Here is an 11,847-nt window from a genome sequence, read left to right as displayed (position 1 = left end):
TTCGATCGCTCAAGTCACTCCCGCCGCGGACGGCGGCCGCGGCGCACGCTCATCGTGGGCTGGATAGTCGGAGTCTGCTCGCGCGACGCCAGCCAGTCGTACCCCTTCTGCGCCGACTTCTCCAACTTTGCCGGGTCGTCGCCGAGCCCGAGCAACACGTTGGACGCCAACGGCGCGAGGACCGCGGGGACGCCTTCTCCGCGCGTGCCGAAGAACCCGGTCATCTCCAGCAACACGAATCCGTGAATCATGCTCCAGAACTGACCGGCGATCGGCACCGGGTCGTCGCCGCGGATCCGGCCGGCCTCCAGCGCGCGCCGCACCGCCTCGACCAGGTGATCGAACGTCGCCGACATCTCCGGCATGCCGCTCGGCGAGCCTTCGTTCGTCAGGTCCTGCGCCACCGCGGCCCCGCTTCCCGGCGCGGTCACGCCGAACATGAAGCGGAAGCGCTGCGGGCTGGCCAGCGCGAACTCGCGGTAGGTCAGCCCGAGCACGAAGACGTCGGCCACCGGGTCGTCCGACGGCTTCACCTCGGCCAACGCGTCGCCGAACTGCAGGAACGCCCGCCGGATCAGCGCGTCGTACAGGCCCGCCATGCCGCCGAAGTGGGTGTACACGGTCATGGTGGAGGCGCCGATGGCCGCGGCGAGCTTGCGGGCGTTCAGCGCCTCGGGGCCCTCCGCCTCGAGCATCCGCAGGCCCGCCTCGATCAGCCGTTCCTTCGTCGTCATCGTGGCCAACCCTAGCGTAACTATGTTATACAGGCGTGGTGTAACAAAGTTATGTGCGGCTAGGAGGCCCGACATGACAGGCCGGAACCACGCGATCGTCCTCGGCGCCGGGATGGGCGGGTTGCTCGCCGCCCGCGTGCTCGCCGACCACTACGCGGCCGTGACCGTGCTGGACCGCGACGAGCTGGTGGACGAAGCTCGCCCGCGACGGGGCGTGCCGCAAGGCGGACACGGCCACACGCTGTTGCCACGTGGCGGGCAAATTCTCGGCCGGTTCTTTCCCGGACTGCTGGAAGATCTCGTCGCGCGTGGCGTCCCGGTTGCTCGTGACGACCCGGACGAGATTCATTTCGAACCGCTCGGACACCACTTCAAGGGCGTGGCGCCGGGGCCTCGCCTGGAGTTCTACGTACCCAGTCGTCCGATGCTCGAGCTGTGCACACGCGAGCATCTGCGCCGTCTGCCCAATGTGACGATCAACGACCGCTGTGTGGTCAACGGCCTACGGTTCGTCGCCGGCCGGGTCACCAGCGTGCGGCTCACCACGGACGAAGGACCGCAGGAGCTCGAAGCCGACCTCGTCGTCGACGCTCTCGGTCGTGGGTCCCGCACGCCGGCCTGGCTGGAGGAGTCGGGTTATCCGCGGCCGGAAGAGACGACCATCAAGGTCAGGGGCGCCTACTCGAGTCTGCAGATGTGGATCGACCCGTGCGCGCTGACCGAGAAGATGGTGTTGATCAGCGCGACGCCCACGCGGCCGAAGGGCATGGCACTGTTCCGGCACGAGGACGACATGTGGGACGTGTCGATCTTCGGCGTGGGAGGCGTCAAGCCGCCTGCGGAGCTGGACGGCATGCTCGAGTTCATCGCGGACTTCGCGCCACCGCACGTCCTCGATGCGCTGCGTTCCGCCAAGCCGCTGACCGACCCGGAGGCGAGGACGTTCCCCGCGAGCCGGTGGCGGCGCTACGACAAGATGCGCGAGTTCCCGGAAGGCCTGGTCGTGCTCGGCGACAGCGTGTGCAGTCTGAACCCGACCTACGGCCAGGGCATGACGGTCGCCGCCATGCAGGCATCCGCGCTTGCCGCCACACTGCGTGAGGGAACGCACGACCTGGCACACCGGTTCTTCCGAGCCGCCGCGAAACCGATCAAGGCGACGTGGAACTTTGCGGCCGTGGCGGACAGCTCCATCATTGGTCCGCGGGCCGAGGGCGTGCCGCTGCCCATCCGGGCGGTGGGGCGGCTCGGTCCGGCGTTCTTCGGCGCGGTAGCCGGCGACGCCGTGCTCAGCGATCGCTTCCTGGAGGTGTTCACGTTGGCGAAGAAGCCGGCTTCGCTGCTCTCGCCCACGGTTGGTGCGCGCCTTCTTCGCCGCTCGGGGACCCGTCGCACGAAGCCGTCGGTCCCAAAGATCCCGGGAGTGCATCGCCGCTCGGTGGTGGCCAGGGGAGTGCGTTTCCACGTCACCGAAGCGGGATCCGGCACGCCGGTGATCGCGCTGCACGGTTGGCCGCAGCATCACTACGTCTACCGCGACCTGCTCACTGACCCTCCCGACGGTATGCGCATCATCGCGCCTGACCTGCCCGGGTACGGCTGGTCCGGTCCGGCCCCGCACCGCTGGTCGAAGGACGATGTCGCCCGCGATGTGCTGGCGCTGCTCGACGAGCTCGGTATCGGCCGGGCTGTGGTCGTCGGACACGACTGGGGCGGGTGGATCGGTTACCTGCTCGCGTTACGCGCACCGCAACGCGTGGCGGGTTTGCTCGCGCTGAACATCGCCCACCCGTGGCAGCGGCCGACCGCGGTGTTGCCACACCTCTGGCGGTTCGCCTACCAGCCGGTGGTCGGCCTGGCCGGTGTGCCGCTGCACCGCCACACCGATGTGGTCCACCGGATGCTGGTGAAGGCCGGGGTCCCCGCCGGCGAAGCGCGGATCTTCGCAGACTCCTACCGGCAGCCGGTGACGGCCAGAGCGGCGCGGGACACCTACCGGACCTTCGTGCTGAAGGAGTTCCCGGCATTGGCCCGGCGTCCGGAGCGCCGACGGGCGAAGGTCCCGATCCGTGCGCTGTTCGGGGTCGACGACCCGGCGATCCATCCGTCGCTCGCGGCCGCGGAGACTGCCCGTGCGGACGACTACACGCTCGAGCGGGTCGCCGACTGCGGCCACTTCATCGTCGACGAGCGTCCGGATCTGGTGCGGGACAGGCTGGTCCAATTCGCCGCCGAGGTGGGGGCCCGCTAGCGGTCAGTCGTGCTCCTGTGGCGGCAGGTCCTTGATCCACTGCGGGTCGTCGGCCACCTTGCCGACCTTCCCCGCGCCGCCCGGCGAGCCCAGCTTGGCGAAGAAGTCCGCATTCGCCTGGGTGTAGTCCGCCCACTCGTCGGGCACGTCGTCTTCGAAGAAGATCGCCTCCGCAGGGCAGACCGGCTCGCAAGCACCGCAGTCGACGCACTCGTCAGGCTGGATGTAGAGCATCCGTTCGCCCTCGTAGATGCAGTCCACCGGGCACTCGTCGACGCAGGTGCGGTCCTTGAGATCCACGCAGGGCTGCGCGATCACGTAGGTCATCGGTCTTCCTCCACGGTCCACACGTCGCCGCCGTCGATCAGGGCCTGCAGGTCGTCCAGCCCTCGCCGCGGGCCGGCCTGCTCCCGCACCTGGTCGTCGTAGGTCGGGCGGACCACCTGGCGGAAGATCCCGATGGGCGACTGATTGAGATAGCCGGTGTCGGTGAGCCGGCTGATGGCGAACGCCGTCGACGGGTCGGGGTTGTGCGCGTCGTGGACGAGGATCGCCTCGTCCGGCACATCGGCGGCGAAAGCGGCCCGTACCCCGCCGGTCACCTCGTCGCGGACCAACGCCTTGCTGCCGCGCCCGTCCTCGCCCGGCGGGCCGAACCGGATCTGCTCGCCGTGCTCCAGCGGGATGATCGCGTCCGCCTTGCGGTCCCTGTCTTTGATCGCGTCGAACGCTCCGTCATTGAAGATCGGACAGTTCTGGTAGATCTCCACCAGCGCGGTGCCCCGGTGGGCCGCGGCGGCGGACAGCACGCTGGTGAGGTGCTTGCGGTCGGAGTCGATGGTGCGAGCGACGAACGTCGCCTCTGCGCCCAGCGCGAGCGAGACCGGATTCAGCGGCTGGTCCACCGAACCCATCGGCGTGGACTTGGTGACCTTGCCTGCCTCCGAGGTGGGGGAGTACTGGCCCTTGGTGAGCCCGTAGATACGGTTGTTGAACAGCAGGATCGTCATGTTGACGTTGCGCCGCAGCGCGTGGATCAGGTGGTTGCCCCCGATCGACAACGCGTCACCGTCACCGGTGACGACCCACACGGACAGGTCTTCGCGTGCCGTGGCGATGCCGGTGGCGATGGCGGGCGCGCGGCCGTGGATGGAGTGCATCCCGTACGTGTCGAGGTAGTACGGGAACCGGCTGGAACACCCGATGCCGCTGACGAAGACGATGTTCTCCCGGCGTAGTCCGAGCTGGGGCAGGAAGCCCTGTACGGCCTTGAGCACGGCATAGTCGCCGCAACCGGGACACCAGCGGACCTCCTGGTCGCTGGTGAAGTCCTTACCGGTCAGCTGCTGGCCCTCGGCAAGGGTGGGGACACCGGCCGTGCCCGGCGTCGGCAGCCCCAGGTCGATCGGGGTGGTCATCGCAGTGCCTCCTCGGCGACGCGGGCGTCGATCGGGTTGTCGGACGCATCGGCGATGCCGAGGTCGGTGAGCGCAGCCAGCAGGATGCCCTCCATCTCCTCGGCGCCGAACGGTGTGCCGCGAACGTTCGTGCGCGACTCGGCGTCGATGAGGTACTTCGCGCGCAACAGCAACGCGAGCTGTCCGAGGTTCATCTCGGGCACGACGACCTTGTCGTAGCGGGCGAGGATCTCACCCAGGTTCCGCGGGAACGGGTTGAGGTGCCGCAGGTGCACCTGGGCGACGTCGAATCCGCGCTGGCGCACCCGGCGGACCCCGGCACCGATCGGGCCGTACGTCGAGCCCCAGCCGATCACCAGCAGCCGGGCGCGCCCGGACGGGTCGTCGACCTGAAGGTCGGGCACGGTCTCGGCCACGCGGTCCACCTTCGCCTGGCGGACGCGGACCATGTGCTCGTGGTTGGCGGGGTCGTAAGAGATGTTGCCGGTGCCGTCGCTCTTCTCCAGGCCGCCGATCCGGTGCTCCAGGCCCGCCTTACCGGGCGGCGCCCACGGTCTCGCCAGGGTTTCGGCGTCGCGTAAGTACGGCAAGAAATCCTCGTCCCCGTCGTCCAGCTTGTGGTTCGGCCCGGTGGCGAAGCCCGGCTCGATGCGCGGGAGCGACGTGACGTCGGGTAGCCGCCACGGCTCGGAGCCATTGGCCAGGTAGCCGTCGGAGAGCAGCACGACCGGGGTGCGGAACGTGACGGCGATCCGCACCGCCTCGAGGGCGGCGTCGAAGCAGTCGGCGGGGGACTGCGGTGCGATCACCGGCAGCGGCGCTTCCCCGTTCCGGCCGAACATCGCCTGAAGCAGATCGGCCTGCTCGGTCTTGGTCGGCAACCCGGTCGACGGCCCGCCGCGCTGCACGTCGACGACCACGAGCGGCAGCTCGAGCATCACCGCGAGACCCACCGCCTCGGACTTCAGCGACATCCCCGGACCCGAGGTGCTGGTGATACCGAGGTGTCCCGCGTACGACGCACCGAGGGCCGCACCGATCGCGGCGATCTCGTCCTCGGCCTGGAATGTCGTGACGCCGAAGTCCTTGTGCTTGCTCAGCTCGTGGAGGATGTCCGACGCGGGCGTGATCGGGTAGGCGCCGAGGAACACCGGCAGATCCGCCAGCCGGCCGGCGGCGACGATGCCGTAGGACAGGGCCAGGTTGCCGGTGATGTTCCGGTAGCGGCCCTTGGGCACCGGAGCCGGCTTCACTTCGTAGGAGACCGCGAACACCTCGGCCGTCTCGCCGAAGTTGACCCCCGCCTTGAACGCCGCGATGTTGGCGTCGCGCACATTCGGCTTGCCCGCGAACTTCCTGGTGAGGTGGTCGATCGTCGGCTCGACCGGCCTGCCGTACAGCCACGACACCAGGCCGAGCGCGAACATGTTCTTCGACCTGGTGGCCTCTTTGCGAGTGAGGCTGAAATCCTTGACCGCCTCGATCGTCATCCCCGTAAGGTCGACCGGGTGCACCTGGAAGTCGGCCAGCGAGTCGTCCTCGAGGGGGTTGTGGTCATAGCCGGCCTTGGTCAGGTTGCGGGCGGTGAACTCGTGGGTGTCCGCGATGATCACCGCGCCCGCGCGCAGGTCGGACACATTCGCCTTGAGGGCGGCCGGGTTCATCGCGACCAGCACGTCCGGGTGGTCGCCGGGGGTGAGGATGTCGCGGCTGGCGAAATGCACCTGAAACGACGACACCCCGGGGATCGTCCCCTGCGGCGAGCGGATCTCGGCCGGGAAGCTGGGGAACGTCGCGAGGTCGTTGCCGAAGATCGCGGTCTGCTGCGTGAACCGGTCCCCGGTGAGTTGCATGCCGTCCCCGGAGTCCCCGGCGAACCGGATGATCACGCGCTCGACCTGCTTGATCGGCTTCTCGGGAGTGAGGGTCATGGCGCTCCGATGCTTGGTGGGAAGTCCCCGGCACCCCTACGGTGCTATTAGTGATAATCAATCCTACGAAAGGTTGCGAGATCGTCAAGCTGAGGGGCGCCGCAAGAACCTTCTCAACTATGAACATCATTGCTATGGTCAGGGGTGGCGCACAGCGTGCTCCCCCGGGCAGCGCGAGAAGGCGAGGAATCCGCACTATGGCAGTGGAGAAGCGGGCTGCGAGCACCTACATCGACGGAGCATGGGTCGACGGTGCTTCCGGCGAGTCGTACGTGTCCGTGAGCCCTTCGAGCGAGCAGGTGCTTGGCGAGACGGTGACCAGCTCGACCGAGCAGGTCGACCAGGCCGTCGCCGCGGCCGGCAAGGCTTTCGCGGAGTCGTCGGAATGGCGCTCGTGGACGCCGCAGATGAGGGCCGATGCCCTCAACCGCTTCGCCGACATCCTCGAGCGTGAGCGGGAGCCGCTGTCGCGGTTGATCGCCTCGGAGGTCGGCACGCCTGTGGCCGCGAGCCGCGCGATGCAGGTCGGCGGGCCCATCGAGGTGCTGCGCTGGTACGCCGGCATGGCGATCAAGGGTCCGCGTGGCGGCTACGAGCAGGCGCTTCCGCATTACGACAACCCGGTGGCCTCGGGTAGCCTGCTGCACTACGAACCGGTCGGCGTCGTCGCCTGTTTGCCCGCCTACAACTACCCACTGAACTTGCTGGTGTGGAAGCTCGGCGGTGCCATCGCGGCCGGGTGCACCACCGTGGTCCTGCCGTCTCCGCAAGGCGCGTGGACCACGCTGCGGATCTTCGAACTGCTCGACGAGGTCGGCTTGCCGCCGGGCGTGGTGAACCTGGTGGTGGGCGGCCCGGAGATCGGCATCCATCTGACCAGTCACCCGGATGTCGACATGGTGTCGTTCACCGGCTCCGACGCGGTCGGCGCCCAGGTGATGTCCCAAGGCGCGCTCGGCTCGGTCAGCAAGGCCGTGCTCGAGCTCGGCGGCAAGAGCCCCAACATCATCCTGCCCAGCGCGGACCTGCAGGCAACGGTCGGCGCCTCGATCCTGCGGTTCGCCCGCAACGCCGGGCAGGGATGCGCGGCGTGGAGCCGGATCCTCGTTCCGGAGGACAAGGTCGACGAGTTCTGCCAGCTGGCCGATGAGTTCATCAAGACCGTCAAAGTGGGTGACCCGCTCGAAGAAGACACGATCGTGGGACCGGTCATCTCCGCGGCGCACCGCGCCAAGGTCGAGGGCTGGGTCGACGAGCTGCTCGGCCGTGGCGCTCGCTGGGGCGCGGGCGGTGGCCGGCCGGAGGGACTGACCACCGGGCACTACCTGCGGCCTGGGTTGCTGCGCGATGTCGACCCGGACGACCCGCTGGCGGACACCGAATTCTTCGCGCCGATCGGGATGATCTTCGGCTACCGCGACGTCGACCACGCGGTCGAGCTCGCCAACAACACGCGCTACGGCCTGGCGGGCAACGTCTTCGGCCCGCTCGACGAGGCGATCGCGGTCGCCCGCCGGATTCGTGCGGGCACGGTCACCGTCAACGGCGGGTCGGGTATGCGTCCCGACGCCCCGTGGGGCGGTCCCGGCCGCAGCGGCGTCGGCCGCGAGCTGGGCGAGGACGGTTTCGCCGAGTTCTTCGAGGTCAAGCACATCCAGTACGCCCTTGCCGGCATCACCCGTCCACCCGGGACCTGAGCCACGCGAGGAGCACCAGCACAAGTGGGAGAAGCCATGCGACGTTTCGAGGGCAAGACGGCCATCATCACCGGCGGCGCCAGGGGGCAGGGCCGGTCGCACGCGCTACGCCTGGCCAAAGAGGGCGCAAACGTCGCGATCCTCGACATCGCCGACCAGATCGACACCGTCGTCTACCCGATGTCCACGCCCGAAGATCTGGCCAAGACCGAGCAGGAGCTCAAAGAGCTCGGCGCCGAGGTGCTGGCGATCCAATGCGACGTCCGGGATCAGGCGGCCGTCGAGGCTGCGGTCGCCGCGACCGAGGAACGCTTCGGCGGTATCGACATCGTGCTCGCCAACGCCGGGATCATGGCCAGCTACGGCGAGCGCAAGCACGACATCCAGGCATGGCACGACTCGGTCGCCACGATGCTCAACGGCGTCTACTACCTGCTGCGCGCGGTCACCCCGGGGCTGATCGAGCGCGGTCGCGGCGGCGCCATCTGCATCACCGGATCGACGTCCAGCTTCCGCGGCGTCGCCTACAAGACGGAGATGCTCAACCCCGGCCAGATGGGCTACGGCGCGGCCAAGCACGGCATTCTCGCGCTGATGCGCAACTTCGCGATGGTGCTGGGCAAGCACGGCGTCCGGGTCAACACCGTCATCCCGGCGGGGGTGCGCACGAAGATGATCGACAACGAGTTCTTCGGCGCCGATCTCTCCGACGACGCCCCCGGCGGCTGGATGGCCAACGTCATGGACCACGGGCCCGTCGAGCCCGAGGAGATCACCAACGCGGTGACCTGGCTGTGCTCCGACGAGGCGCGGTTCGTGACCGGGCAGACGCTCGCGGTGGACATGGGAACGCTGCTGGTCTGAGGCCGCGAGATCAGGCCGCTCCGCCCGGCGCGGGTGGTCCGGCCGGAAAGAGACGACAATGGAATTCGGCATCCTGATGGGGGACCAGCCGGTCGCCACGCCGCCGGAGGAGCACCTCGATCTGATGCTCCGCAAGGTGGAGGCCGCGCAGAAGGCGGGCTTCACCTACCTGACCATCGGCCAGCACTATCTCTACGACGGGTTCCGCTGGTTCCAGCCGGTGCCGTTGCTGGCGCGGCTGGCGGCCGAGCTCGACGACGGCGTGAAGCTCGGCACCACGGTGCTGATCGGGCCGCTGCATCATCCGGTCCAGCTCGCCGAGGATCTGGCCACCCTGGACGTGGTGACCCGGGGCAAGCTCGTGGTCGGCATCGGCACCGGTTACCTCGCGCACGAGTACGAGGTGTTCGACAAGCCGTTCAAGCGGCGCTACTCGCTGCTGGAAGAGCTCATCGAAGTAATGACGAAGGTCTGGACTTCCGACCGCGTCACCCACCACGGCACGTTCTTCCACATCGACGACCGGCCGACCCATCTGCATCCGATCCAGAAGCCACGTCCGCCGATCTGGCTGGGTGCGATGAAGGAGACGGGAGTGCGGCGGGCGGCCCGGCACGGCGACGTCTGGACGATCACCCCGCAGCAGACCATCGAGCAGGTCGAGGACCTGGTCGGCGCGTACCTCGACGAGCGAGCGAAGTACAACCTGCCGCTGACCAAGTTCCCGCTCCGTCGCGAGCTGCAGCTCGGCGCCGACCCCGAGGACGCGCTGCACAAGTTCGCCGAGGTGGCCCGGGTCAAGTACGTCTCGTACGCGGGCCAAGGCATGCAGCTGCTCGACAAGGAGCGAGTCGAGCGGGACTTTTTGGAGAACGTCAAGGAGCACGTTCTGCTGGGCAACGGCGAGCAGGTCCGCGAACAGATCAGGGACATCGCCAGCCGGCTGCCGATCGGGCCGCTGCTGGTCCGCCCGCACTGGCCGGGGATGGACGCCGAGCAGACTGCGGCTTACCTCGAACAGGTCGGCCGCGAGGTGGTCGAACCGCTGAAGGACCTGGAGAGCATCGGCTTCGACGAGCTGGCGCAGAAGCAGCCTGCCTGACCGGCCTCGCTTCCCGTCGTGGTCAGGCAATCAGCGAGGGGCCGCCGAGACCCGGCGGCCCCTCGCCGTGTCAGGACTCGGCGTCGGCGGGGCGTTTGAGCATCAGTCCCGCTCGGTGTGCGATGTGCACGAGCTCGTCGCGCTGGTTGTAGCCACGGTGCTCGAAGTAGACGATGCCGGAGTCGGTGCGGCTCTTCGACTCGCGCTTGCCCAGGATGGTGGTCTCGGCGCGCAACGTGTCGCCGTGGAAGACCGGATTGGGGAAGTCGAACTTGGTGTAGCCGAGGTTGCCCAGCGTCGTGCCCATGGTCAGGTCGTAGACGATCATGCCGCCGATCAGGCCCGCGGTGAACAAGCTGTTCACCAGCCGTTGGCCGTGTGGCTGGGTCGCCATGTACTCGGCGTCGAGGTGGATCGGCGCAGGGTTCATCGTCAGCGACGTGAACAGGATGTTGTCCATCTCCGTGACGGTGCGGCGCCAGGGGTGCTTGAACTCCTGGCCCTCCTCGAACTCTTCGAACCACATGCCGGGCATGGGTGCTCCTCTCGTACCTGTCGAAGACAGGCCAAGTCTAGGACAATCATGAACATTAATTCTAGGAAGTGGAAGGGGACGACGGCACCCGGTGGCCGGCCGGGTGCATGCCGATGAGCAGCAGCATCCCGCCTGCGCTGACCACGAAGCACAGCCAGAAGCTCCACGTGAGCGTGCCGGTCAGGTCGGCCAGTGCGCCCATCAGGAACGGCCCCACCGCCCCCGCGGTGAACGACAACAGCATGGACATCGCGCTGAGCCGGGTCGCGTCCTGCGGTGAAGTCGCCTCGTCCTGCACCTTCACCAGGGCCAGACTGCTCGCGCCGCCGATGCCGAAGCCGGCCAGTAGTGCGCCGGGCACGGCCAGGCCGTGGGGCTCCATGCTGAGCAGCAGCAGCCCGAGCGTGGCGGTGACCATCACCGTGGCGAAGACACCGCGGCGACCGGGGATGCGGTCGGTGAGCGGAGTGAGCGTCAGCATCGACACCAGCTGGATGCTCTGGAACAGCACGAGGTAGAAGGCCGCGCGGCCGGGTGAGATGCCGTTCTCGATGAAGTGGCTGGGCAGCCAGGCGATCACGCCGAACCCGAGGAACATCGGTACGCAGTAGACGGCGGAGACGAACCAGGCGCGCTTTTCCCGAAGGGGGAGCGAGACCCGGTGGTGCCCGCCGGCCGCGCGCGGCATCCCCCTGCCCGAGGCCCGCACCGCGCCCAGCGCGAGCACCAGGGCGAAGGCCGCCACCCCCCACAGCCCCAGCGCGACCCGCCAGCCACCGAGATGGTCGGTCACTGGCTGCGCGGTCCCGGCGGCCAGTCCGACACCAAGCGCCATCGAGGTGGAGTAGACGCCGGTGGCCAGGCCGCGCAGCCGGGGCAAGTAGTGCGCGATGAAAGCCGGGACGAGCGTGGAGATCGCGCCCAGCGACCCGCCGATGAGCCCGGCGGAGACGATCAGCGGAACCGCGGCATCCATCATCAGCCGGGACAGCTCGGCGATGCCGAGGAAAGCAAGCAGCACGATCATCGCGCGATCCGTCCCGAGCCGTGACGTGAGCGCGTGCCCGAGGGGAGCGCAGATCGCCATGGCGAGGATCGGCACCGAGGTCAGCAGGCTCGCCGCGGTGGCGCTGAGCGAGAGTTCGTCGCTGATCACCGGCACCAGTGGCGGCGTCACCCCGAAGATCGCGCGCAGGTTCACGCCGGTGGCGATGACCAGGGTCAGCGCCAGCCAGGTGGACAAAGCGCGTGGTCGCGGTCGAACGGGCTCGGCTGTGGTGTCGGCGACAGCGGGCTCGGTCGTCATGCCGTGGTC

General features: G+C 68.5%; 10 protein-coding genes. 4 read left to right on the top strand and 6 right to left on the bottom strand.

The genetic code is table 11. The features are described 5' to 3' along the window. Nucleotides 1-14: 14 nt before the first annotated feature. Nucleotides 15-734 (bottom strand): TetR/AcrR family transcriptional regulator, encoded by a 720-nt coding sequence (locus YWM_RS22875; protein ID WP_084612290.1) that lies wholly within the window; start codon nt 732-734, stop codon nt 15-17. A 73-nt stretch (nt 735-807) separates the two neighbouring features. On the opposite strand from YWM_RS22875, the gene YWM_RS26610 reads away from it, so the two are divergent. Next, complete coding sequence (locus YWM_RS26610; RefSeq protein WP_211232470.1) at nt 808-2,985, top strand: alpha/beta fold hydrolase; 2,178 nt, start codon at nt 808-810, stop codon at nt 2,983-2,985. A 3-nt stretch (nt 2,986-2,988) separates the two neighbouring features. Here the strand turns inward: YWM_RS26610 and fdxA are convergent, their stop codons facing one another. From fdxA to YWM_RS22865, 3 genes are read right to left on the bottom strand one after another with little or no spacing between them, the layout of a single operon-like run. Further along, nucleotides 2,989-3,312 carry a ferredoxin gene (gene fdxA, locus YWM_RS0109410; protein ID WP_028850522.1) on the bottom strand — a complete coding sequence of 108 codons (324 nt, stop codon included), beginning with the start codon at nt 3,310-3,312 and terminating at the stop codon, nt 2,989-2,991. After that, nucleotides 3,309-4,403: a 2-oxoacid:ferredoxin oxidoreductase subunit beta gene (locus YWM_RS0109405; RefSeq protein WP_028850521.1), complete on the bottom strand. Its 1,095-nt coding sequence runs from the start codon at nt 4,401-4,403 to the stop codon at nt 3,309-3,311. Before YWM_RS0109405 ends, fdxA begins: the two co-directional genes overlap by 4 nt. Further along, on the bottom strand, nt 4,400-6,334 hold the full coding sequence (locus YWM_RS22865) for a 2-oxoacid:acceptor oxidoreductase subunit alpha (protein ID WP_043660299.1): 1,935 nt from the start codon (nt 6,332-6,334) through the stop codon (nt 4,400-4,402). The genes YWM_RS0109405 and YWM_RS22865 overlap by 4 nt, the downstream gene beginning before the upstream one ends. A gap of 197 nt (nt 6,335-6,531) precedes the next feature. Here YWM_RS22865 and YWM_RS0109395 point away from each other — a divergent pair, with 197 nt between their 5' ends. From YWM_RS0109395 to YWM_RS0109385, 3 genes are read left to right on the top strand one after another with little or no spacing between them, the layout of a single operon-like run. Continuing rightward, nucleotides 6,532-8,031, top strand: coding sequence for an aldehyde dehydrogenase family protein (locus YWM_RS0109395; RefSeq protein ID WP_028850520.1), 1,500 nt, complete (start codon nt 6,532-6,534; stop codon nt 8,029-8,031). A 36-nt stretch (nt 8,032-8,067) separates the two neighbouring features. Next, nucleotides 8,068-8,895 carry a mycofactocin-coupled SDR family oxidoreductase gene (locus YWM_RS0109390; RefSeq protein WP_028850519.1) on the top strand — a complete coding sequence of 276 codons (828 nt, stop codon included), beginning with the start codon at nt 8,068-8,070 and terminating at the stop codon, nt 8,893-8,895. A 58-nt stretch (nt 8,896-8,953) separates the two neighbouring features. After that, nucleotides 8,954-9,997 carry an LLM class flavin-dependent oxidoreductase gene (locus tag YWM_RS0109385; protein ID WP_028850518.1) on the top strand — a complete coding sequence of 348 codons (1,044 nt, stop codon included), beginning with the start codon at nt 8,954-8,956 and terminating at the stop codon, nt 9,995-9,997. Nucleotides 9,998-10,067: 70 nt separating this feature from the next. Here the strand turns inward: YWM_RS0109385 and YWM_RS0109380 are convergent, their stop codons facing one another. Beyond that, nucleotides 10,068-10,532: a MaoC family dehydratase gene (locus YWM_RS0109380; RefSeq protein ID WP_028850517.1), complete on the bottom strand. Its 465-nt coding sequence runs from the start codon at nt 10,530-10,532 to the stop codon at nt 10,068-10,070. A 61-nt stretch (nt 10,533-10,593) separates the two neighbouring features. Further along, nucleotides 10,594-11,838: an MFS transporter gene (locus YWM_RS0109375; RefSeq protein WP_156914718.1), complete on the bottom strand. Its 1,245-nt coding sequence runs from the start codon at nt 11,836-11,838 to the stop codon at nt 10,594-10,596. Nucleotides 11,839-11,847 lie beyond the last annotated feature (9 nt).

This window comes from Thermocrispum municipale DSM 44069 (assembly GCF_000427825.1).
Taxonomy (GTDB): domain Bacteria; phylum Actinomycetota; class Actinomycetes; order Mycobacteriales; family Pseudonocardiaceae; genus Thermocrispum; species Thermocrispum municipale.
Note: the sequence above shows the minus strand (reverse complement) of the source record. Positions and strands in the feature narration are given on the sequence as shown.

Excerpts from the sequence above, each read along its gene's own strand:
- YWM_RS22875 (WP_084612290.1), bottom strand. The coding sequence starts at position 734 with ATGACGACGAAGGAACGGCTGATCGAGGCGGGCCTGCGGATGCTCGAG.
- YWM_RS26610 (WP_211232470.1), top strand. The coding sequence starts at position 808 with ATGACAGGCCGGAACCACGCGATCGTCCTCGGCGCCGGGATGGGCGGG.
- fdxA (WP_028850522.1), bottom strand. The coding sequence starts at position 3,312 with ATGACCTACGTGATCGCGCAGCCCTGCGTGGATCTCAAGGACCGCACC.
- YWM_RS0109405 (WP_028850521.1), bottom strand. The coding sequence starts at position 4,403 with ATGACCACCCCGATCGACCTGGGGCTGCCGACGCCGGGCACGGCCGGT.
- YWM_RS22865 (WP_043660299.1), bottom strand. The coding sequence starts at position 6,334 with ATGACCCTCACTCCCGAGAAGCCGATCAAGCAGGTCGAGCGCGTGATC.
- YWM_RS0109395 (WP_028850520.1), top strand. The coding sequence starts at position 6,532 with ATGGCAGTGGAGAAGCGGGCTGCGAGCACCTACATCGACGGAGCATGG.
- YWM_RS0109390 (WP_028850519.1), top strand. The coding sequence starts at position 8,068 with ATGCGACGTTTCGAGGGCAAGACGGCCATCATCACCGGCGGCGCCAGG.
- YWM_RS0109385 (WP_028850518.1), top strand. The coding sequence starts at position 8,954 with ATGGAATTCGGCATCCTGATGGGGGACCAGCCGGTCGCCACGCCGCCG.
- YWM_RS0109380 (WP_028850517.1), bottom strand. The coding sequence starts at position 10,532 with ATGCCCGGCATGTGGTTCGAAGAGTTCGAGGAGGGCCAGGAGTTCAAG.
- YWM_RS0109375 (WP_156914718.1), bottom strand. The coding sequence starts at position 11,838 with ATGACGACCGAGCCCGCTGTCGCCGACACCACAGCCGAGCCCGTTCGA.